This is a genomic window from Bacillus crepusculi (assembly GCF_014764715.1).
GTDB lineage: Bacteria > Bacillota > Bacilli > Bacillales > Bacillaceae > Bacillus.
Map to the genome: position 1 here is coordinate 348,492 of NZ_JACXXE010000001.1, position 22,718 is coordinate 371,209.

The following is a 22,718-nucleotide window of genomic DNA, read 5'->3' on the forward strand; positions in this document are numbered from 1 at the left end:
CCTTTAGACCGGATAGACCGGATGTTTTCGTCTCGTAAATGTCATCTCTTTAGAGGTATAAGCTTGTAATCTATGACATAATTCAGCTCTTAAATGATCAAATGGGATGACGCCATCGACAATCATTTCAGAGGCAAGCTCGTATATATTCATATCTTCCTGATATTCCTTTCGTTTCTCTTGTATAAATGTAGCTCTTTCTTCAGCAGGCAGTGCGGCAATTTTATTCGCATAGACAGCATTTACTGCGGCTTCTGGCCCCATCACAGCAATTTGCGCAGATGGAAGAGCAAGACAGCAATCCGGTTCAAAGGCAGGGCCTGCCATTGCATATAAACCTGCACCGTATGCTTTACGCACGATGACAGATATTTTCGGAACGGTCGCCTCTGACATAGCGGAGATCATTTTCGCCCCGTGCCTGATAATGCCCGCTTGTTCTACTTTTGTTCCAATCATAAACCCCGGTATATCCGCAAGAAAGAGAAGCGGGATATGAAAGGCGTCACATAGCTGAATAAACTTGGCGGCTTTATCAGCTGAGTCATGGAATAAGACGCCGCCTTTCACCCTTGACTGGTTTGCGATAAGACCGACAGGCTGACCATTCATGCGGCCAAAGCCTGTAATCAGCTCTGCGGCAAACAGCTTTTTGATTTCAAAAAATGATCCTTCATCGATGAGTAAGTCAATGAGCTGATACATATCGAAAGGGGTATTCTGACCCTTAGGGATGAGGTCTTGGATGGTGATCTCAGATGGTTTAGGTGCTTTGGCGGCTCTCGTTTTTGGTCTTTCCGTATAGTTGGCAGGCATGTAGGTTAAATAGTCACGGGCGATGTGAATGGCCTCTTCCTCTGTTTTTGCTAAAATATCTCCGCATCCAGAAATGCTGCAATGCATGCTTGCCCCGCCCATTTCTTCGAGGGATACTTTTTCTCCAATCACCATTTCGGCCATTCGCGGAGAGCCTAAATACATGGAGGCGTTCCCTTTGACCATGACGACGATGTCACAAAAAGCAGGGATGTAAGCACCGCCGGCCGCAGAAGGGCCAAATAGTAAACAAATTTGCGGGATACGTCCAGACAGCTTGACTTGGTTATAAAAAATGCGCCCTGCCCCCCTTCTGCCTGGAAACATGGCGATTTGATCGGTGATTCTTGCACCCGCAGAGTCGACTAAATAAAGCATCGGGCAGTTGAGCTTCTCGGCTGTTTCTTGGATTCGAATGATTTTCTCGACCGTTTTGACGCCCCACGACCCTGCTTTGACGGTCGAGTCATTTGCCATAACGCAAACGGTCTGTCCATTCATACGCCCCGTCCCTGTGACGACACCATCTGCTGGTAAGTGTTCATCTTTACACGCTGCAAACATGGCATCTTCAAGGAACGATTCCTCATCTAATAACAACTGGAGCCGATCACGGACGAACAATTTCCCTTTTTCTTTGTTTTTTTGATGATATCGTTCGGCCCCGCCTTTAAGAATTCGCTGTTTGTTTAATTCATATTCCTCCATCATATTCATTCCCCTTTCCCTGCTATTTGCCTCTATAATGAGGCGTTCGTTTTTCACGAAAAGCCTGAAGACCTTCCGTTCGGTCCTCTGTATCAATGAGCCGTAAATAGGCTTCGTATTCCTTCGTCAGACCTGTACGCAAATCATGATCAAGACTTAATTGAATCGCTTGTTTCGCTTCTTTTAAAGCTATCGGGCCATTTTTGGTGATTTGTTTTGCGAGAGAGATGGCATCCTGCATGAGTGAGTCTGCTAAGGAGATGTGCTCGATTAATCCGATTTGTATGGCTTCTTCGGATTTTAATGAAGCACCTGTGAAAATGAGTTCCTTTGCTTTACCAAGTCCGATCAGACGCGGAAGTCTTTGCGTACCCCCGGCCCCTGGTATAATAGCTAGTCCTGTTTCCGGGAGACCGAGTCTTATCCCGGCTCTTGCTATGCGAAGATCACAAGCCAGGGCTAGCTCAAGGCCTCCGCCAAGTGCGTGTCCGTTCATCATTGCAATGACAGGTATAGGCAGGGATTCAATCTCTGTAAAGGTTTGCTGAATGATAAGAACGGCTTCCTTTGCTTCTTCTTCTGTCATTAATCGTCGTTCTTTTAAATCTGCTCCTGCGCAAAAGACTTTAGAGCCAGCTCCTGTGATGAGCAAACAGCGGAGGCTTTGATCGTGTTTGATTTCTTGGATGGTTTGATTGATTTCCTCCAGCATCGCAGCGGATAGGGAATTTGCTTGCTCTGGTCTGTTTAAGGTCATGATGCCAATCTGCTCATCTAGTATCGAAAAATGAACCATTGATGTCATATCATTCATCCTTTATGAATTATTGTGAGAGTGAAAAGCTCGTAGGCAGTGGCTAGGCAGGGTTCGATTTACTTTTGTTTCAATCCATTCTGCCGCTTTTATCAATGCAGGAAAATTGATATTTGTTTCAACCCCTAGTTTTTGAAGCATATGCACCACATCTTCTGTTGCCACATTCCCGCTAGAGCCAGGTGCATACGGACAGCCACCAAGCCCGCCGCTAGAGGAATCAAAAGTCGTGATGCCAGCCTTTAATGCGGTATAGATATTGGCAAGACCCATCCCCTTCGTATCATGAAAATGAAGGGCGATTTTATCAGCAGGGAAACGTTCAAGTAAAATGTCTAAACGCCGTTCTACTTGCAGTGGATGAGCTTCTCCGATGGTGTCGCCGAGAGAGATTTCATCAATGCCATAAGAGAGCAGAATATCTGTTAACCGCAGGACTTGATCCATTGGCACTTGTTTTTCATAGGGACAGCCAAACACGGTGGAAATATACGCGCGTGAGTTCTTTCCTGCTGCTTTTAAATCTGCTGTCATTTGCTTGATGACAGGAAGGGTTTCATGGATGGATTGATTCATATTCTTCTTGTTATGAGTTTCACTCGATGAGATAAACATAGCGCCTGTGTCAAGATTTGCTTCTAAAAAATGGGCTAAGCCTTTTTCGTTAGGAATGAGTGCTGCATAGGTGATATCGTCTTTTTTGTGTAAGGATTGGGCTAATTCTTTAGCATCCTTTAAGGCTGGAACCCATTTAGGATGGACAAACGATGTGACTTCAATATAAGGGAGATCGGCTGCTGCGAGCAGATCAATCCACGTTTGCTTCTCGCTTGTGTCTAGCCAAGCTGATTCATTTTGTAGTCCGTCCCGCGGGCCGACTTCCCTGATAAACACACTTTTTGGTAATGCCATTTGCTTCCCTCCTATTCTGTCAGCTCTAGTAGCACCTCTCCCTCATCGACAAATTCACCCTCTGCCTTATATACTTTACTGATTACACCTGCCTCTTCTGCAAGAATTGGAATTTCCATTTTCATCGATTCTAAGATGGCGACCTCCTGTCCCTTTTGCACTTCATCGCCTTGTTTGACAAGAAGCTTCCATAAGTTCCCGGCCATTTGTATCGTGACGGTTTTCATGAGCGGTTTTCCTCCCTTTTTTTCATCAAAAAATCGGTTGTGATGCTGCCATGTAAGAAAGCAGCTGATCCGGCCATTTCTCTTAAAAGTGGTAAATTGGTTTTGATCCCTTCTATTTCATATGCTTGTAAAGCTTCTTTTAATCGTCCTATTGCGAGTTGTCGTGTATTGCCGTAAACGATCATCTTCGCCATCATTGGATCGTAAAATGGGGTAATGACGCTCCCGTTTGTGATGCTTGACTCATGGCGTATATAGGGAGCTTCAGGCATAGAAAGCCTAGTGATTGTTCCAGGTGATGGATAAAAGGTGACTGGATCTTCTGCATAGATTCTGACCTCGATGGCATGCCCGATTTGATGAATATCCTCTTGATTAAAGGAAAGCGGCTCTAATGCAGCGATTTTCAGCTGCTCTTCGACAAGATCAATGCCTGTGATTTCTTCTGTGACAGGGTGCTCTACTTGCAATCTCGTGTTCATTTCTAGAAAATAAAATTGTTGATTTTGATCGACTAAACATTCAATCGTCCCTGCATTTTCATAGCCAATCGCTTTGGCTGCTTTGACGGCCATTTGCCCCATTTCATGTCTGACTGATTCATCGAGACAGGCGGCCGGTGCTTCTTCAATGATTTTCTGGTGTCTTCTTTGGAGTGAACAGTCACGCTCAAATAAGTGAACCCCGTGGCCGAAGGAATCAAAGAGAACTTGGATTTCGATGTGCCGCGCGTCTTCAATGACCTTTTCCATATACAGCGTCCCGTCGTTGAAAAAGCTTTGCGCTCTTTTTTGATTCCCTTCAAAAGCCCTATGCAGCTCCTCATCATTTCGAACGAGCTGCATGCCAATGCCCCCGCCTCCGCTTGATGCCTTGAGCATGATGGGATAACCGAGTGACTGCGCTTTACTCACCCCTTCATCTGCGTCATGCAGCGGGGCTGAAACGCCTGGTACAATTGGGATGCCCGCACGAGCCATCGTTTTTCTCGCTTCAATTTTATTCCCCATTTGCTGAATGACTTGTGCAGATGGTCCAATAAAGGCGATTCCTTCGCTCCGGCAGCGTTCAGCAAAAGCGGCGTTCTCTGATAAAAGACCATATCCAGGATGGATGGCATCTGTATTTGTTTGTTTGGCGACCTCAATAATCGCTTCTATGTTTAAATAGCTCTCAGATACTTTTGCGCCTCCAATCGGAAAGGCGCTATCTGCTTCTTGCACATGAAGCGCATGCTTATCTGCCTCTGAATAAACGGCGATTGTTTTGATCCCGAGCCGTTTACAGGTCCGAATTACTCTACGGGCTATTTCGCCTCGATTGGCAATCAGTACTTGCTTAAACATTGCTGTCTTCACTCCTTTATTAGATCAAGCGCCTGTTTTTTTAGTCGGAATTTTTGAATTTTCCCTGAGGCGGTCATTGGATACTCATCTGTAATGAAAAAATATTTCGGGATTTTGTATCGTGCCATTTGCGCCTTACAAAAGTTGGTTAATGTCTCAATCGTGACTGACCTACCTTGTTTGAGCCGAATGAATGCGGCTGCTTCCTCTCCATATGTCTCGTCAGGAATACCAACAACCTGTGCGTCGAGAATCGCTGGATGTGTGTAAAGAACGTCCTCAATCTCTTTTGGGTAAACATTCTCTCCGCCTCTAATGATCATCTCTTTCAGCCGGCCTGTGATTTTCACATAGCCGTCATCATCCATCTCAGCTAAATCTCCCGTATGAAGCCAGCCATCCTTATCGATGACTTCATTTGTGGCTTCTTCGTTTTTATAGTAGCCTTTCATCACATGGTAGCCTCTTGTACACAGCTCTCCTTGCTCTCCTCTTGGTACTTCACTCGTCGTGCCTGGTCTGGCGATTTTCACTTCGATATGAGGAAGCGCTCGACCGACCGTTTGAACCCGTCTTTCAAATGAATCATCGGTTCTTGTTTGGGTAATGACAGGTGAGCTTTCGGTCTGACCATAGGCAATTGTCAACTCCCTCAATCCCATTTTTTCAATGACTGCCTTCATCACATGGGATGGGCAAAGAGATCCCGCCATAATGCCCGTTCGTAATGTGGACAGATCGTATTGATGGAAATTCGGATGATTGAGCTCTGCGATAAACATTGTCGGGACGCCGTGAAGAACGGTGCACTTCTCTTTTTCCACTGTTTGGAGGACTCGCTCAGGATGGAACAATTCGGCTGGAATGATCGTTCCCCCTTTTGTCAGACAAGCAAGCACGCCAAGAACGGAGCCGAAGCAATGAAAGAATGGCACGGGGATACACATTCGGTCCTTTTGGGTGAGCTTCATACAATCTGCGATTTGACTGGCATTGCAGACGATGTTGGTATGGCTAAGCATGACTCCTTTTGGATAGCCGGTTGTGCCTGAGGTATATTGCATATTAATGACGTCATCAGGCACAAGCTCATCCATTCGTTTCTCCCACTCATGATCCTCTGTTCTTTTGGCAGCGGCTTGAATACTGTCCCAGCTTCGCATGCCCTTTGGCATGTGCTCGCCAATATAGACGACACTTTTTAAATAAGGAAAAGATGCGGATGTGATCTCATCTTGAGTAGCTGTTTGCAGCTCTGGAATGAGCTCTTCAAGCATTTTGACATAGGATGTCTCTTTAAAGCCGTCTACGATAAACAGCATGCTGCTATCAGAGTGCTTTAGTAAATAAGCCAGCTCCTGCGATTGAAAATTTGTATTCACGGTGACAAGAACGGCTCCAATGGAGGCGCAGGCGAATTGCAGAATGAGCCATTCAGGTACATTTGGTGCCATGATGGCGATATGATCGCCCTTTTGAACCCCTAATGCCATAAGACCTTTCCCTATTTCCTTGACCTCCCTATAAAACGCTTCATATGAATAACGTAAAGAACGTTCTGGATACACAATGGCTTCATGTGCTGGGTGCTGCTCCGTTTTCTCTCTTAATAGGGAGCCGATCGTCTGCGGGTAAATCGACATCATTGCTTTCCTCCCTCATAAATAGTAAGCGTTTTCATCATGAGGTTACGCTAATAGCTGTCTTGCGATGACTAGACGCTGAATTTCAGAGGTTCCTTCTCCGATTTCCATCAGCTTGGCGTCTCTTACAAGTCGCTCTACACCGCATTCTTTCATATAGCCTGTTCCTCCGTGAATTTGGACCGCATCAAGACTTGCTTTTGTCGCCATTTCAGAAGCGAAAAGCTTGGCATAGGCAGCTTCCTTTGTAAATGGCTTGCCGCTGTCTTTCAGCCAAGCGGCTTTCCATACCATTTGTCTGGCGAGTTCTATTTGCATCGCCATATCTGCCAGCTTAAACTGAATGGCTTGAAAGGAGGAGATCGTCTGCCCAAATTGTTTTCTTTCCTTTGCGTAGGATAGCGAGGCATCAAGTGCCGCTTGCGCGATGCCAACAGAAAGGGCAGCAATCGAAATTCGTCCCCCGTCTAATGTATATAAAAATTGCTTGAACCCTTTGTTTGGGTCTCCTAATATGTGATGTGTTGGTACACGTACGCCGTCTAAAATGATTTCAGCCGTATCTGAACCGCGCACCCCCATTTTGTCATATGGATTGGTAATGGACAGCCCTTTTTGCCCTTTCTCTACAATGAACGCCGAGATGATCGGGCGGCCGTGCTCATCATGATCTGTGACAGCTGTAACGATAATGGTTCTGGCAAAATTAGCATTTGTAATCCAGCACTTCTCTCCGCTGATGACATACTCTTGTCCGTCTTTGACCGCTTTTGTTTTCGTTCCTTTTGCATCAGATCCTGCGTTTGGCTCTGTTAATCCGAAGGAACCGAGTGCTGTTCCAGATGCTAGCGGGACAAGGTGATCCATCTTTTGCTCCTCAGTACCGAAGTAATAAAGCGGGCTTGCACCTAAGGAAACGGCTGCGGCATAGCTAAGACCTGTACTTGCACATTGCTTTCCAATCTCTTCTACAGCGAGCGCATACGATATCGTATCTCCTCCCGACCCTCCATATTTTTCTGGAAAGGGTATGCCCATAAAGCCTAACTCCCCCATTTTTTGAAATGTTTTGATAGGAAATACGGCCTGTTCATCAATCGTTTGAGCGAGCGGTGCAATTTCTGCTTTGGCGAATTCTTTGACCATCTGGCGGATCATTTGTTGCTCTTTCGTTAATTCAAAGTCCATCCTGCTTCCTCCTTTGGCTCTTTTCTATCATATTTATTAATCAGGTAGCTGCTTCATGCCAAGCTTGATTGAATTCAGAAAATTAAAATAAGAAAAGTAGAAAATAAAAAAGCATGAATGAAGATATATCCTCATTCATGCTTTTTTCGTTATTTTACTGTTTTTATAGAAGGCTTGCTTTCATGATGAAGGCGATTGAGAGCCGTTACTTTGTAGGTATCTCGCTGCTTCTGATTGACTGAAAGGTCTTTGACAGAGGTCAGCGGGCCTTTTTCTTTTCTGACCGTTTGTAGTAATTCATATGTTCCTTTATTCGTCAATCGATAGACCGCATAATAGGAAGCAGTAGAATGCGGATCATTTTTGATCTGTAAAGCTGCGCCATCTCCTGTTTTCTTCACAGATTGGATGACTGGCTTTTTTGGAGCTTTCTGATGAAGCCATGGCATTTCTGGAATGAGTGCTGGTTTATGATAGGTTTCTTCTATTAATCGATCCTTTACATTCAAAGGGTTGCGATTGATATCCTTCAGGCTAAAATGCATGCTTCCTTGTACGAGCTGCGACTGCCTGTTCAGCTTGATCTGCCTAAAATATTCTTCTGGGTCAGACCAAGCAGGGTCACTATTTTGATTGATTTTATAAGTCGCCTGACCAATGTATAGGTGAACGGGCTCACCCTTCACTTCATTTGACCACCATTTCGTTAGTACATCATAGGCGGCTGCCTGAAAGCCGATGCTCCAGTAAATTTGCGGGGTGACGTAATCGATATTGTGCTGCTCAATCCACTTTCTAGTATCCGCATACAAATCATCGTAATTGGTCATACCTGCTGTGGTATTTGAGCCAGTTGGATCGTCTTTTATATTGCGCCATACACCAAACGGACTAATACCGAATTTCACATACGGCTTTTCTTTCTTTATCGTATCGTTGATTTGCTGCACCAATTGGTTCACATTATCTCTTCGCCAATCTTCTATGTTCGTGAATTCTTTTTTTCCATATGTTTCATACGTTTCTTGATCTGGAAACGGCACACCGGCTATTTTATTCGGGTAAAAATAATCATCCATATGGACCGCATCAATATCGTAGTTTTTCACGACTTCTTCTATGCCGCCGACAATGAAGTCCTGAGCATCAGGGATGCCTGGATTAAAGTAAAGCTGATTTCCGTAGGCAATCGTCCAATCAGGATGTTTTCTTGCAGGGTGATCGGCTGATAAGCGGCTGAGGTCGGTATGATTCATTGTGATTCGATAAGGGTTAAACCATGCATGAAATTCCAGGCCTCGTTTATGTGCTTCTTCTATCATGAACTCAAGCGGATCATACCCAGGATCTTTCCCTTGTGTCCCGGTCAAATATTCGGACCACGGCCCATATGCCGAAGGATAAAAGGCATCTGCTGTTGGTTTAATTTGCATGATGACGGCGTTCATATTCATTGCTTTGATGTCATCTAACAATTGAATAAACTCTTGTTTCTGCTCATTTGCGGGCAGTCCTTTCTTTGAAGGCCAATCCAAGTTATAAACCGATGCGATCCACACCGCGCGCATCTCTCTTGTGCTTTCAAGCTTCCCTTTTGGCATTGGACGAGCTAGACTGCTAGAAGGAATCAATAAGAATACAAACATTAAAATGAGTGTTAGAACCGTCATACTGCTCTTTTTCAACATGTTTTGCATCACCTCATAACAAGTTTATTCTGCGTTTTGTGATGGAATACCAGCAGATGGTGTCAGCATGATGTTTTTCATTTCATTGAGCTGGGCTTCAGGTACTTCGCAGGCTTCGATTAAATACTGCTCTGCACTCCCGTATGTCTCCATCATCTCGTTTAGCACATCTTCAAGATAATCTTGCTGCACACCAAGAAGCGGCTGAATTTGCTTTTTTGATACCCGGTATAAACTCATCATTCGAATAAATCGCTGCTGCCTTCTAACAAGCATTTGCACGCCTTCATTGGAACGCATGTATTCACTTAAAACGGTATGCACCGGTACACCTGCAGCTAATTGAATAAGAGCAGATAAAAACCCTGTACGGTCCTTCCCACTCGTGCAGTGAAGCATCAGTGGATAATTGCTCTCGTCTGACAGTAGTGCAAACAGCTGCTGAATCTCTTTTTTACGCTCGGTGAGCATGCTTTGATATAAATTTTTCATGATTGGCGTAAATGAGAGAGACTTCCCTTCTGCTATCAGCATACGAAACATCTTCCATTTACTTGGCATCATGCTGTCAGGCTGCATAGGGATATGAACAATTTTGTCAAGTTCCTTGATTTTTGCTGGATGTGATTTACGTTCTGAGGTTGTACGGAGGTCACAAACGGTTTGAATCCCAAGCTTCGAGAATATCGTGATATCTTGTTTCGTCAGGCGGGATAAATCTGCGGATCGATAAATCATTCCGTGCTTCATGACCATTTTGTCTGTTGTTTCAAGTCCTCCTACTTCTCTAAAATTTGCAAGCTGTGAAAATTGATTGTTTGACTGATTCATAGAAGTTATTAATCCTTTCTTCCTTCATTTTTCCTTTCTCTATCATACGCTTTTATAGAATAGGAGAAAAGAGGAGAAAACGACTAGGTCATCATGTAAGAGGAATTATTGGTATAATGAAAAAAAGGACATTCGGAATGATTGGAGATTGTAGCATGATCAAAACAAAACGCATCCAGCAAATCAAAGAGTATGTGTTTGACCGGGAATCTGCCTCACTTGATGAGCTTGTGGCGCATTTTGGCGTCTCAAAAAACACGATACGCCGAGATGTACAAGCATTGGTCGAATCCGGCGTGCTAAAGAAAGTGTACGGCGGTGTGGCTGTGAACCACTCAACGTTAGTGGTGTATCACGAGCGTAAAACCCGTCAAATGAGTAAAAAACAATTGATCGGTCAGACCGCTGCCGCTTTTGTTGAAAATGGAGATATGATTTTTGTGGATTCTGGTACGACGACGCTCGAAATGCTTCCGTATTTGGCGGAAAAACAGGTGACCGTTGTGACAAATAACGTGGATTTCATTACACAGGCGATGCCTTATGAAAATCTTACCATCTTTTCGACCGGCGGGATGCTTGAGCGAAAAACGAATTCTTTCGTCGGCTATCAAAGTGTAGAGCGTCTAAAAGCATACAATGTGAATAAAGCGTTTATTGCGTCAACTGGTTTATCCATTGATCACGGGGTTACGAATTCTTCCCCGCTTGAAACAGATATTAAAAAAACACTCGTTCAAAAAAGTGCAAAAACGTTTTTATTAGTCGATGACAGTAAATTCGATCATTATGCACTGACCACGTTTTGTGACTTACAAGATATTGATGTCGTCGTGACCAATAAAGAACCAAATGAAGATTATCTTCAATATGGAAAAGAGCACGATGTGCACTTTATCACGCCTTCATCAACTTAGGAGCCACGAATGCTTGGACCAGTTTTATAGAATGACGACTAAAAAAACGGCTCAGGAATTTGAGCCGTTTTTTCATTCATTTATCTCAAGCTGCATCATGAGGTGGAATAAAAATTGATACATGGACGAGATGACATCTATGAAAGACGTATCTTCATGGATGCCCTCAAGCTCAAGAAGCGGTAAATTCACATCGAATAAGCCGTCTTGTCCATTAAATTGAAGCTGAGCACCCTTTAATGAAGACAGCATATCCTTTAGAATGCCCGTATCTTTTTTAGGACGTTTTAATCCGAATAACACGGTATACGTTTGAAACACTTCATCCCATTCAATGGCTAATCCATCGACTTTCACTACATCAAACCACTTCGATTCGATATAAATGAATTCTTTTTTTTGTTGTTTTACATATGTAAGCGGTGTGTTTAAAAATGAGGCGGCTTCGGTTTGAATCATTTCCTCTGATTCCTTGTCCACACGCTCTATATATACATCGCTAAAGCGCGCTTCTTCCTTTATTCTTGCACCTTCTAACGGCCAATTGTGACGCGCAGCTTCGTTATATTCAAAGTCCGTCAGCGCCTGCCCTTCTTTCAATAAATCTTGTAAGCGATTTTTAAGCGACATGGCTATGTCTCCTTTCTTCTCCTTCATGTGCGTTTATTATTTTAGCATAACTCATGAAAAGAAAGATATATCTCAGTATATGATGGTATCATAGTGTAAAAAGAAACATCTCGGAGGGGTACGTTTTGCTCACAATGACACTGGCAGAAAAAATCATAGACGAGGTTAAAAAGGTGCTGACTGAGGAAGTCATCATTGCACAAACAAACGGTACCATCATTGCGGCAACAGATCCAGCGCGTATTGGTCAATTTCATGAAGGGGCCTATCTTACGTCCTTTGAAGGGCAGAAACGAATCCTGACAAAGGATGATGAAAGGCATATGAAAGGCGTCAAAGCTGGTATCAATCTGCCTATTTACTTTGAGCAAGAGGTCATTGGTGTGATTGGGATGACAGGAAATCCTGTACATGTATCCCCTTTTGGCGAAATATTACGAAAAATGACAGAGCTGCTCATACAAGAACATGAATTTTTTCAAGAGTCTGAAACAGATGAACGACAACTGGAAGCGTTTGTGTTCGACTGGCTTCATTTGCCGGAGACAGCGATTGACCTCACTGAAAAAGCATCGCGGCTTCAGCTTGATATCAACAAGCAGCGTGCGGTTGTCCTGATCGATTGTCAGGATGAATCATTTATGAAGCATGATCAATTCAAAAAGATGAAGGCGGTGCTGCAGCTGACGAAGCAGGAGATCATCGTGCGCTGGGGGCATGCGCGTTTTTTGCTGATGCTGCAATCAAATGCGGAAGATCGTGACGCTTTGCAGCAGCGCCTTTTTCACATGCATACCTCGCTCTCAGCGCTGTCCTCCTCGAACATATTGATTGGTACGGGAAAACCCGCGGCTTCTCATTCGATGAAGCAATCCTTTCATCAAGCCTTTCGTGCATTAAAATTGGCGCATACGGATACACCGATTGTGTTTGATGAAGATTTGACACTTGAGCTTTTTATGGAGGAAGTGAGTCAGGAAACAAAAGAAGTGTTTCTTGATCGAACGATTGCCCCCCTTCTCCCCTATCCTGAACTGATGAAAACATTGCGGGTACTCATGACATCAGATGATTCACTGAAATATGCAGCTGAAGCGATGCATATACATATTAATACATTGCATTACAGATTAAAACGCATCCAAGATTTAACGACACTTGATCCAAAACGCATGCAAGATGCGATGCTTTTTTATTTAGCCTTGATGCTGTTAGATCATCATCCAAAAAAAACAAGAAAACAGTCCAATATTTTGTAGAATCGTCCATAGGCATGTGGCGATTCTTTTTTTATACTGAAAGGAATGATACGTCAACAAAGTGGGAGTGAATGTACATGCTAGATTCTGAATTTTCAAATCAATTAAAAAAGATTGTCGGTGCGTCTTATGTACAGGACAGCAAGGCGGATCGAGTTGCCTACTCTTATGATGCAACGCCGAATTTTCAGCACATGCCAGATGCCATCGTAAGGCCCCGCACGGCAGAGGAAGTCCAGCAAATTGTCCGGCTCTGCACCTCATACAACATACCGATCGTGCCAAGAGGATCAGGAACGAACCTTTGTGCAGGAACGTGTCCTACACAAGGCGGACTTGTGATGTTGTTTACAAGAATGAATCAATTAATCGAAATAGACGAAGAAAACCTCACCGCAACCGTCCAGCCTGGTTTGATCACACAGGAGCTCATTCGGCAAGTAGAGGCAAAAGGTCTTTTCTATCCCCCTGATCCAAGCTCTATGAAAATCTCTACGCTAGGCGGAAATATCAATGAAAATTCAGGTGGTCTGCGTGGCTTAAAGTATGGTGTGACAAGAGATTATGTCCTTGGACTTGAAGTGGTTCTGCCAAACGGTGACTTGATCAAAACAGGTGGCAAGCTCGCAAAGGACGTGGCTGGATATGATATGACCCGATTATTCGTTGGTTCAGAAGGAACGCTCGGGATTGTTACAGAAGCCACGCTAAAGCTTTTGCCGCTTCCAGAAACAAAACAAACGATGCTTTGCTTATACGACAGCCTAGAGGAAGCCGCTGCTTCTGTCTCTGCCATTATTGCAGAGCGGATCATCCCCGCCACGTTAGAATTTATGGATCAGCCCACCCTTGAAGTTGTTGAGGAATTTGCGAAAATTGGTCTGCCTACTGACGTTCAAGCGGTGCTATTAATCGAACAGGACGGCAACCCTGAGGCGGTTTCCCGCGATATGCAAACAATCGCAAAGGTTTGCCTAGAGCATGGTGCCAAAAGCGTCAATATCGCACAATCTGAAAAAGAGGCAAGTGCGCTCTTAACAGCGAGACGCTCTGCTTTATCTGCTCTCGCCAGGTTAAGCCCGACAACGATTTTAGAAGATGCGACAGTTCCTCGTTCTGAAATTGCCAACATGGTGCGTGCGATCGAGGAAATTGCGCGAAAGTATCAGGTGAAAATTTGTACGTTTGGGCACGCAGGTGATGGAAACTTACACCCTACCTGCGCAACAGATGCAAGAAATGAAGAAGAAATGAGACGAGTAGAAGAAGCCTTTCAGGCCATTTTCGAAAAAGCAGTCTCACTTGGTGGCACCATTACAGGTGAACATGGCGTGGGCCTTATGAAAGCCCCCTATTTGGAGCTAAAGGTCAAAAAAGAAGGAATCGCGGCAATGAAAGCAATTAAACAAGCGCTAGATCCAGCAAATATCATGAACCCTGATAAAGTATTTGGAAAAGCAGCAAGAAAGCGGGTGGTGGTTTCATGAATTCCACTAAACAAACAGAGATTCAGCAAAAATTTCAGCAGCAAATGGATGAAAAGGAGCTGCTCAATTGCATGCGCTGCGGCTTCTGCCTCCCTTCCTGCCCCACTTATATTGAATCTGGTCAACAAGAAACACACTCTCCCCGCGGAAGAATTGCGTTAATGAAGGCGGTAAGAGACGGCATCATTGAGCCAGATGAAGAGGTCGAGCATTCACTGAATCTTTGCCTCGGCTGCCGTGCATGTGAACCGGTCTGCCCTTCCGGCGTGAAATACGGACAGTTACTCGAGGATGCAAGAGACATCATTCAGCAGCATAAAAAACAATCTATCCCTGTCAAATTGATGAGGCATGCTGTTTTTAAAGGTCTCTTTCCTTCTCAAAGCCGAATGCGGCAAGCGGCAGGTCTTCTTCGGTTTTATCAAACATCTGGTTTGCAAACGGCTGCCCGTAAGACGGGTATGCTGAAGGTGCTTCCGCCGCATTTACAGCTGATGGAACAGGCTCTCCCAAGGGTGCCGAGACAAAAAAAGAGTCGTTTGACTGAATACAAAGCCGCCGGCCAAGCAAGAAAACGTGTGGCATTTTTTTCAGGCTGTTTAATGGACACGGTTTTTTCCAGTACAAATGCAGCGACAATCCAGCTTCTACAGCTGGCAGGCTGTGACGTTGTCGTGCCTCCTATTCAGACATGCTGCGGAGCCCTTCATGGCCATAGCGGAGAAAAAGAGCAAGCGAAGCAGTTAGCAAGGCGGAATATTGAAGCCTTTGAGGAGATAGATGCCGATGTGATTGTCATGAATGCAGGTGGATGTGGTGCCTTTTTAAGTGATTACGATCATTTGCTTCAGGATGATCCGGCTTTTCAAAAGCGAAGTGAAGCCTTCTCAAAGAAGATTATGGATATATCAGATATTCTTGTGGAGCTTGAGTTTCACCAACGCATGCCATTGGCTTTGCCTGAGCAAGTCATCACCTATCAAGATTCCTGTCACTTACGGAATGGAATGGGTGTAAGGCGTGCGCCAAGGGTGCTGATGAAGGCTGTTCATGGTGTTACGTTCAAAGAAATGAAGGATGCCGATCGCTGCTGCGGCTCGGCAGGGATTTATAACATCTTGCAGCCAAAGATGTCGATGCAAATTTTAGATCATAAAATGACAGAAGCAAATCAAACAGCGGCGGTTGCCATTGTCACCTCTAATCCAGGCTGTGAGCTGCAAATGGCAGCAGGCATCAGGCGGTCAGGGCACTCACCGGGCATGCGGGCCGTTCATCTTGCTGTCTTTTTATTAGAAGCCGTCCAATATGGAAAAGAAGCGTCCAGCTCATGAGGCTGAACGCTTTTTTCATGCATATCTTCAGACAATTGGTTGGATAATAGAGGCAAATCGCGGAAGGAGATGGTTCAAGTGCTGAAGAAAAACAAACAAGATCAAAAGGACCCGAATTCAGTATTTGAGGCATTGTCACGTTCCGCTGATTTTACAAATGAGTTATCACGCAGTGAAGGTTTTCTTTATCGGATTTCTTTTTTTCGTTCTTTAATTAATGGACATCTCCTGCATGAACAAATTCTGCCCTGTATGAAAGAATTGCACCTAACACCGACTCTTGAAGAGCTGAAAGAACGAATACCCATTGAACAGGCTGTCATCACAAGTGACCTTCAAAAAGTGGAAGAAGCTCTTCATCTGGGCAATATGGCGATTCGGCTCGAAACGGACTGGGGCAAAACGCTTCTTTTACCGATTGAAGAAAAGAAAGGCAGACAAGTGGGTCCACCTGAGATTGAGTTTGGCATCATTAGTGCGCAGGAAGCGTTTGTTGAGGTTCTTGATACAAACTTAAATTTGCTTAGAAGGCGGCTTCCAACGCCAGATCTCAAAATGGTTGAAAAAACGGTTGGCACCCTTTCTCAAACAAAAGTAGCCGTTTTATATATTGAAGAAATCGCCAACCCGCAAAACATAGAAACCGTCCTTCAGCGAATTGAAGATGTTGATTATGATCAAATTTTAGATGCGAATTATCTTGTGCAAATGCTTTATGATGTGTCCAATACGATTTTTCCATTGTTCTTAAATACAGAAAGACCAGATCGCGTATCTTCAGGTCTTACGGAAGGAAAAATTGCCATCATGGTAGATGGATCGCCTCATGTCTTGCTTGCTCCAACGATTTTACTTGAGTATTTTTCGACAATGGAAGATTATAATATGTCGTGGATTGCGGCTTCCTGCTTTAGGCTGTTACGAATATTTGCTGTCATATTTTCCATTTTTGCGACGCCTTTATATGTAGCCGTTTTAACCTTTCATTATGAACTGATCCCAAAGGATTTATTAGAAACGATTGTGGCCTCGCGCTATCTTGTGCCATTTCCTCCGATTATCGAGGCTTTATTTTTAGAGATTTCCTTTTCTTTTCGCAGCGCAGGTTTGGGGTGCATTAGGTATGACACTAATGGGGGCTTTTCTGATCACCCATTTAATGAAATTAACATCTATTGGCCGGCCGTATCTAGAACCAATTTATCCACTTCGTTTGGCTGATTTAAAGGGCAGTTTGATTCGTCCTCAGCTTCGCTTTTTGAATAAAAGACCGGAAAATTTACGTGGACAAAATAGAACCATTCACCAGCCAAAGCCAAAGCAAGGCCGGAAGGGGAAAAATGATTTTTACGAATAAGGAAGTGAAAGTGTGGGCTCTTCTGTTAAAGAAAAATTTCAAATCTCCCCTTTTTTTGTGTTGTTTTTAATCAATGCCAATCAGGTTGGTGTTGGCATTTTAAATTTTCAAACGAACCTTGTTCGGTCAGTCAATAATGATGGATGGATTGCGATCCTTATTGCAGGGATCAGTGTCAATTTCATGATTTTTCTCATTTACTTGATGTTTCGCAAGGCCCCTTCTCCTGAATTTAGTGACATCACACAATATGTGTTTGGCAAATGGTTAGGGCAATTTTTATTGTCATTCCTTATCTTCAATGTTTCAGTAGAGGAAAAGCAAGAGTGACGGTGGATGAGAGATCACCCTTTCGATCACCCGCAGACATTGCTTAATATGAAAGTGAAGAAATAACAATCTTCTAATCTTCATCCTTTACATCTGGGTCATCAGGTATCGGTTCATTTAAGATCTCTTGGACGAGCTCTTTATATTGTTCAAGCTGCTTCATATGTGTTTGAAACTGCCCTTGATTAATTAGGTAAGATTCTCCGTCAAATACGAAGCGAATCTTGTTTTGCTGGATTAATTTTTCAATATACGCTTCTGATACTTCTAGGTATTCAGCTGTTTCTGCAATTGTTAAATACATGTATGTGCACCACCCGTTCGTTTCATCTTACAAATTATATCACGAGCTGCTAAAAAAACGGATACGGCCTGTTCATGTTTTTTTCATCTTTTCTTCACTGATTCGTCAACTCCCTTTTGTACAGTATTCATATACACAATTTATAGGAGGTGGCCATTCTTCACATGACAAGGAAAAACATACGAACCTATGCCGCGTTTTCAATTGTAGGTGCGGGCAATACGCTTATTGACTTGAGCTTGTTCTTCATACTAACAGTCTGCTTTGTGCCCCCCTTCCTCGCGCAGTGCCTTTCCTATAGTGCAGGGATGATGAACAGCTATTTTTGGAATCGAAAATGGACATTTCAGGTGAAAAAGAAAGCTGACAAGTGGGAATGGATCAAATGGATCACTGTCAATGGCGCAGCGTGTCTCCTTACCTATCTAGTCTTATATGTCATGCAGATAGCAGGTTTTCCATTATTCACTAGCAAAATCATCGGCACTCTTCTTGGCATGATCATCACTTTTACTGGAAGCCGTCTTTGGGTCTTTCAAACAGGAAATCAACAATCAGAAATGGAGCGATCATAAAATGAACATTAAAAAAGCCGTCATACCAGCAGCCGGATTAGGCACTCGTTTTTTACCAGCAACTAAAGCACAGCCGAAGGAAATGCTGCCCATCGTCGATAAACCCGCCATTCAATATATTGTTGAAGAGGCCGTTCAATCAGGAATTGAAGATATTCTTATTATTACAGGCAGGAATAAAAAATCGATTGAAGATCACTTTGACCGGTCGATTGAGCTAGAACAAAATTTACTCGAAAAAGGGAAAAAGCAGCAGCTGGCTGAAATCAAGCATATTTCGGATATGGCCAATATTCATTATATTCGTCAGAAGGAACCTCTAGGTCTCGGACATGCAGTGTTATGCGCACGTCATTTTACCGGAAATGATCCTTTTGCTGTTCTGTTAGGGGATGATGTGATGGTATCAGACAAACCCGCCCTCTCTCAGCTTATGGAAGTCTATGAAGATAAACAAACCGAGGTCATTGGTGTTCAGCAAGTAGATCGTCTAGATGTCAGTAAGTATGGTATGATAAAACCAGCTAGACTAGAAGGTGATGTGTTTGAAGTCTCAGACTTGGTGGAAAAGCCAGCCATTCATGAAGCACCTTCCGATTTCGCCGTGATGGGCAGATATCTTTTAACCCCATCAATTTTTTCTGTGTTAGAAAGAATCGGCAGAGGCGCTGGCAACGAAATACAGCTAACAGATGCTCTGAAAGAAATGGCCCATCAATCGCCCATTTATGCAAGACAATTAGATGGTTTGAGATTTGATGTTGGAGACAAGCTTGGCTCTTTTAAAGCAGCGACTGAAATTGGATTAATGCGTCATGATATGAGGCCAGCCATGCTAGCATTTATGCAAAGCATACTCATGAGAGAAGCAAAACAAGCATAGGCTCTTATAAGGTGCTTGAAGAAAATCGTATTTAAAGGCAGTGTGAGAAATGAATGGGAACCTTTTTTAATGAAATTTTAACCTGGCTGACAAGCCTTGGTTATGTAGGTGTTGCACTTGGACTCATGATTGAAATCATTCCGAGTGAAATTGTCCTTGCCTACGGCGGATATATGGTATCAACAGGAACAATTGGTTTTGTTGGAGCTGTCATTGCCGGGGTCATCGGAGGTACGCTGGCTCAGTGCTTCATTTACTGGATTGGGCTTTACGGCGGAAGACCTTTTTTAACAAAGTATGGAAAATATTTATTCATCCATGAGCATCATATTGCCACTGCTGAGCGCTGGTTTGACCGATATGGAACAGGTGTGGTGTTCACAGCACGCTTTATCCCTGTAGTTCGCCATGCCATCTCGATCCCAGCGGGTATTGCCAAGATGCCCTTTTTGAAATTTGTTCTCTTGACCGGGTTAGCCGCCATCCCTTGGTCCATCTTATTTATTTATCTCGGGATGCAGCTTGGAACAAAATGGGATCACATTCAAAGTGTTGCCCACGCTTATACAACACCGATTATGGCTATTGCCATCGTCCTGATCGTTCTCTATTTCGTGTTCAAAAAAATTCGGTCGAATCGAAAACGGACAATCTAACGAAAACGCCTTCCACTGATATGGTGAAAGGCGTTTTTTCTATGAATGTGTCGATTGTTTTTTCATATATTGGGATAATTCCATAATCATTGCACCCATTCTTTCAAGAGACGGAGCAAGAATTCGGTCTATTCCCTCTTCTTTTAAAGCTTCAGCTGTCACCTTTCCGACAGCGACTGCCAGTACTTGCTGCTCGAATAGATCTTGAAGCTCTTCTTTTCTGCCCCATTCTGATGCTAGCTTGAAAAAGGCGTGAACCTGGACAGCAGTTGTAAAACAGACGGCATGGACTTTCCTATCCTTCATTTCTTGAAGCAAAGTTTCAGCAGCCTCTGGTTCAGGAGGCGTATGCTGATAGGGTAATAGCGGCAAAACATCTGCCCCCTTATCATGTAAAAACTGCATAAGAGCTGGCGCATTTTCGCCGTGAAGCTGTACCATCACCCGTTTGCCTTGAAACTCCTTGTCTTCAAGCTTTGAGATGAGGTCACGAACGGTTCCATCTTCATCAGAAACATCTGGCTGAATTCCGTGTTTTTTGAGAGCAGCAAAGGTTTTGTACCCTCTTGAAGCGATGTGGGCATTTGCTAAAATATTCATAAAAGCTTCCCCAAGCTGCAGTTCTTCTGCACTCTCAATTAATGTGTTTGTCCCAATACCCGTTGTTAAAATCACCCAGTCAGCCCCTTGTTTCACAAAGGTTTCGATACCTGGTTTTAACTCTTCTTTGGCTAAAAACACTGTTCCTTGAAGAGAGCGAATAACGGCTTGTCCTCCTTGCTTTTCAACAAGTGTACGCATTTCTTCGGTTTTTCTCGTTCCACAAATGGCAATCGTTTTTCCAGCTAAGCCTTTACTCATTTTATCCCTCTTTTTCTATCACATATAATATGTATTAAATATAGATTTATTTGGAAGAGGTTGCAAGTGTCTACTAAAAAAGAGCTTGACGTTTCTGTGGAATTCAAGTATCTTTTGTAAGTGCAAATTGTAGGAGGTCATTATGGAAAAACAGAATGTTCAAGCAATTCGATTATCAATTGCAGACCCAACACCACTTGGTTTGTTTGGTTTAGCAATGGTGACGCTCGTTGCGTCCTCACAAAAACTAGGAATCACAGATGGTACGTCCCTTATCTTACCATGGGCTATCTTCCTTGGAGGAATCGCGCAGTTGATCGCGTCCATACAAGATTCAAAGCATCATAATATTTTTGGAGCCACTGCTTTTGGCGCATTCGGTCTTTTTTGGATGGGCGTTGGAACGACTTGGCTCATTCAAGCTGGCGTTTTTGGGAAAACGCTTGCGGAAGCTGCAGACCCAAAACAACTAGGTTTTGCTTTTATTGGTTATTTGATTTTCAGCTTGTTTATGACGATCGGTGCAATGGAAACACATAAAGTGTTATTTTTGATTTTCGTCTTTATTGATTTCTTATTTATCGGCCTTTCCCTTAGCTCGTTTGGTGTGATGTACGATGTGACCCATACGATTGCAGGCGTGTCAGAACTGATCATTTCTCTGCTTTCGTTTTATGGTGCAGCAGCTGTTGTCCTGAATACACATTTTGGTCGTACTGTGCTGCCAATTGGACAACCATTTCGCATTTTTACAAAAGCATAAATAAAAAAAGAACTGCTCTGTGCAGTTCTTTTTTGTTGCTTATTTTTCTTGTTCCTCTTGAAAGATCTCTCCGATGATTTCATAAGAGCGCATTCTTTCTTGGTGATCAAACATATCCGAATTAATCATCACTTCGTCTGCTTGAGTGGCTTCAATAAAGGCTTCTAATTCTTTTTTCACCTTCTGTTTATCTCCAATTATCGTCGAACTTAATTGTTCATCAACCATCGCTTTTTCATATGGGCTCCAAAGGCCATCCATACTATCAACAGGTGCCTTGAGTTTTCCTGGTGTATTGCGAATGAGACTCAAAAATCGCTGATAATGAGAGGTTGCCAAATATTCAGCTCGCTCTGTTTGGTCTGCAGCAAAAACTGTCACACCCACCATCGCATAAGGCTCTTTTAACACGTCAGAAGGTGTAAATGACTGTCTGTACAATTCTAAAGCGGGAATTGTATTTTTAGGTGAGAAATGTGCAGCAAAGGCAAATGGCAATCCAAGCTCTCCAGCTAGTCTTGCGCTAAAGCCGCTTGAGCCAAGGAGCCAAATGGGAATGTCCAGACCTTCACCCGGTACTGCCCTGACATGTTTTTTCACCTGACCTGACGGTTTGAAATATTGACGAAGTTCTTCAAGTTGCTCAGGGAAATCTTCTCCGTTATGAAGGTTACGTCTGAGAGCTCTTGCCGTTAACTGATCCGTTCCGGGTGCTCTGCCAAGACCTAAATCAATTCTTCCCGGATACAATGTCTCAAGTGTCCCAAATTGTTCGGCAATGACAAGTGAAGAATGGTTTGGAAGCATAATACCGCCAGAACCCACCCGAATTTTTTCGGTTCCTCCCGCAATATATCCAATCAAGACAGACGTTGCAGAGCTCGCTACCCCTTCCATGTTATGGTGTTCTGCAAGCCAGTATCTATGATAGCCCCACTTCTCCGCCTTCTTCGCTAAATCCATACTATTCTCAAAAGATTCCTTAATGGTGCCGCCTTCTGTCACAGAGGATAAATTTAATACGGAATAGGCTGTGCGCTGTAAAACTGATTGACTCATGAATGATGTCCCCATTTCTGTCAAAAATCATACTATTTTCATACTTTCAACACCATAACATAAAATCATTTAACTTTTAAATAATTTGATTCGATGTTTATCGAAATGAGGAATGTTTGATGTGGAAACA

24 protein-coding genes are annotated in these 22,718 nt (G+C 43.5%); 11 read left to right on the forward strand and 13 right to left on the reverse strand.

What is annotated here, in order from left to right; genetic code table 11:
• Positions 1-3 precede the first annotated feature (3 nt).
• From IEE86_RS01730 to IEE86_RS01770, 9 genes are all read right to left on the reverse strand, one after another.
• On the reverse strand, positions 4-1,527 hold the full coding sequence (locus IEE86_RS01730; RefSeq protein WP_191095655.1) for an acyl-CoA carboxylase subunit beta: 1,524 nt from the start codon (positions 1,525-1,527) through the stop codon (positions 4-6).
• Positions 1,528-1,546: 19 nt separating this feature from the next.
• A complete protein-coding gene (locus IEE86_RS01735; protein ID WP_191095656.1) occupies positions 1,547-2,329 on the reverse strand; it encodes an enoyl-CoA hydratase in 783 nt (260 codons plus the stop codon).
• A gap of 12 nt (positions 2,330-2,341) precedes the next feature.
• Positions 2,342-3,250, reverse strand: coding sequence for a hydroxymethylglutaryl-CoA lyase (locus IEE86_RS01740; RefSeq protein WP_191095657.1), 909 nt, complete (start codon positions 3,248-3,250; stop codon positions 2,342-2,344).
• An 11-nt stretch (positions 3,251-3,261) separates the two neighbouring features.
• Complete coding sequence (locus IEE86_RS01745; RefSeq protein WP_191095658.1) at positions 3,262-3,477, reverse strand: acetyl-CoA carboxylase biotin carboxyl carrier protein subunit; 216 nt, start codon at positions 3,475-3,477, stop codon at positions 3,262-3,264.
• The gene (locus tag IEE86_RS01750; protein WP_191095659.1) at positions 3,474-4,823 is read right to left on the reverse strand and encodes an acetyl-CoA carboxylase biotin carboxylase subunit; all 1,350 of its coding nucleotides are present in this window, start codon (positions 4,821-4,823) and stop codon (positions 3,474-3,476) included. The genes IEE86_RS01745 and IEE86_RS01750 overlap by 4 nt, the downstream gene beginning before the upstream one ends.
• 8 nt (positions 4,824-4,831) lie before the next feature.
• Positions 4,832-6,469 (reverse strand): AMP-binding protein, encoded by a 1,638-nt coding sequence (locus tag IEE86_RS01755; RefSeq protein ID WP_191095660.1) that lies wholly within the window; start codon positions 6,467-6,469, stop codon positions 4,832-4,834.
• Between the two features lie 42 nt (positions 6,470-6,511).
• Entirely contained in the window at positions 6,512-7,654 is a 1,143-nt protein-coding gene (locus tag IEE86_RS01760) for an acyl-CoA dehydrogenase family protein (RefSeq protein ID WP_191095661.1), read from the reverse strand.
• Between the two features lie 149 nt (positions 7,655-7,803).
• Positions 7,804-9,342 (reverse strand): glycoside hydrolase family 10-like protein, encoded by a 1,539-nt coding sequence (locus IEE86_RS01765; protein ID WP_191095662.1) that lies wholly within the window; start codon positions 9,340-9,342, stop codon positions 7,804-7,806.
• Positions 9,343-9,366: 24 nt separating this feature from the next.
• On the reverse strand, positions 9,367-10,173 hold the full coding sequence (locus IEE86_RS01770; protein WP_191095663.1) for a tyrosine-protein phosphatase: 807 nt from the start codon (positions 10,171-10,173) through the stop codon (positions 9,367-9,369).
• 155 nt (positions 10,174-10,328) lie between these two features.
• On the opposite strand from IEE86_RS01770, the gene IEE86_RS01775 reads away from it, so the two are divergent.
• Positions 10,329-11,090, forward strand: a complete 762-nt coding sequence (locus IEE86_RS01775) for a DeoR/GlpR family DNA-binding transcription regulator (protein ID WP_191095664.1) — start codon at positions 10,329-10,331, stop codon at positions 11,088-11,090.
• 72 nt (positions 11,091-11,162) lie between these two features.
• Here IEE86_RS01775 and IEE86_RS01780 read toward each other — a convergent pair whose 3' ends face one another.
• Positions 11,163-11,720: a branched-chain amino acid aminotransferase gene (locus IEE86_RS01780; RefSeq protein ID WP_191095665.1), complete on the reverse strand. Its 558-nt coding sequence runs from the start codon at positions 11,718-11,720 to the stop codon at positions 11,163-11,165.
• A 125-nt stretch (positions 11,721-11,845) separates the two neighbouring features.
• Here IEE86_RS01780 and IEE86_RS01785 point away from each other — a divergent pair, with 125 nt between their 5' ends.
• The 6 genes from IEE86_RS01785 (at position 11,846) to IEE86_RS01805 (ending at position 17,487) form a co-directional block, all read left to right on the forward strand.
• Positions 11,846-12,979: a CdaR family transcriptional regulator gene (locus tag IEE86_RS01785; RefSeq protein WP_191095666.1), complete on the forward strand. Its 1,134-nt coding sequence runs from the start codon at positions 11,846-11,848 to the stop codon at positions 12,977-12,979.
• A 77-nt stretch (positions 12,980-13,056) separates the two neighbouring features.
• Positions 13,057-14,466, forward strand: coding sequence for a glycolate oxidase subunit GlcD (gene glcD / locus IEE86_RS01790; RefSeq protein WP_191095667.1), 1,410 nt, complete (start codon positions 13,057-13,059; stop codon positions 14,464-14,466).
• Positions 14,463-15,800, forward strand: coding sequence for a (Fe-S)-binding protein (locus IEE86_RS01795; protein WP_191095668.1), 1,338 nt, complete (start codon positions 14,463-14,465; stop codon positions 15,798-15,800). Before glcD ends, IEE86_RS01795 begins: the two co-directional genes overlap by 4 nt.
• A gap of 78 nt (positions 15,801-15,878) precedes the next feature.
• Positions 15,879-17,021: a spore germination protein gene (locus IEE86_RS01800; protein ID WP_318010236.1), complete on the forward strand. Its 1,143-nt coding sequence runs from the start codon at positions 15,879-15,881 to the stop codon at positions 17,019-17,021.
• Complete coding sequence (locus IEE86_RS19275; protein WP_263479565.1) at positions 16,933-17,157, forward strand: spore germination protein; 225 nt, start codon at positions 16,933-16,935, stop codon at positions 17,155-17,157. Before IEE86_RS01800 ends, IEE86_RS19275 begins: the two co-directional genes overlap by 89 nt.
• Before the next feature lie 12 nt (positions 17,158-17,169).
• Positions 17,170-17,487: a GerAB/ArcD/ProY family transporter gene (locus IEE86_RS01805; RefSeq protein ID WP_191095669.1), complete on the forward strand. Its 318-nt coding sequence runs from the start codon at positions 17,170-17,172 to the stop codon at positions 17,485-17,487.
• Positions 17,488-17,560: 73 nt separating this feature from the next.
• On the opposite strand, the gene IEE86_RS01810 is transcribed toward IEE86_RS01805, so the two are convergent.
• A complete protein-coding gene (locus tag IEE86_RS01810; protein WP_191095670.1) occupies positions 17,561-17,791 on the reverse strand; it encodes an excisionase family DNA-binding protein in 231 nt (76 codons plus the stop codon).
• 164 nt (positions 17,792-17,955) lie between these two features.
• On the opposite strand from IEE86_RS01810, the gene IEE86_RS01815 reads away from it, so the two are divergent.
• Genes IEE86_RS01815 through uptA form a run of 3 tightly spaced genes read left to right on the forward strand, consistent with a single transcriptional unit; the run spans position 17,956 to position 19,905 of the window.
• Positions 17,956-18,366: a GtrA family protein gene (locus IEE86_RS01815; protein ID WP_191095671.1), complete on the forward strand. Its 411-nt coding sequence runs from the start codon at positions 17,956-17,958 to the stop codon at positions 18,364-18,366.
• 1 nt (position 18,367) lies between these two features.
• On the forward strand, positions 18,368-19,249 hold the full coding sequence (gene galU, locus IEE86_RS01820; protein ID WP_191095672.1) for a UTP--glucose-1-phosphate uridylyltransferase GalU: 882 nt from the start codon (positions 18,368-18,370) through the stop codon (positions 19,247-19,249).
• A 53-nt stretch (positions 19,250-19,302) separates the two neighbouring features.
• Complete coding sequence (gene uptA, locus IEE86_RS01825; protein WP_191095673.1) at positions 19,303-19,905, forward strand: undecaprenyl phosphate transporter UptA; 603 nt, start codon at positions 19,303-19,305, stop codon at positions 19,903-19,905.
• Positions 19,906-19,944: 39 nt separating this feature from the next.
• Here uptA and IEE86_RS01830 read toward each other — a convergent pair whose 3' ends face one another.
• Positions 19,945-20,766, reverse strand: a complete 822-nt coding sequence (locus tag IEE86_RS01830; protein WP_191095674.1) for a uroporphyrinogen-III synthase — start codon at positions 20,764-20,766, stop codon at positions 19,945-19,947.
• 142 nt (positions 20,767-20,908) lie between these two features.
• Here IEE86_RS01830 and IEE86_RS01835 point away from each other — a divergent pair, with 142 nt between their 5' ends.
• Positions 20,909-21,529, forward strand: coding sequence for an acetate uptake transporter (locus tag IEE86_RS01835; protein ID WP_191095675.1), 621 nt, complete (start codon positions 20,909-20,911; stop codon positions 21,527-21,529).
• 39 nt (positions 21,530-21,568) lie between these two features.
• On the opposite strand, the gene IEE86_RS01840 is transcribed toward IEE86_RS01835, so the two are convergent.
• Positions 21,569-22,588 (reverse strand): LLM class flavin-dependent oxidoreductase, encoded by a 1,020-nt coding sequence (locus IEE86_RS01840; protein ID WP_191095676.1) that lies wholly within the window; start codon positions 22,586-22,588, stop codon positions 21,569-21,571.
• Between the last annotated feature and the right edge of the window lie 130 nt (positions 22,589-22,718).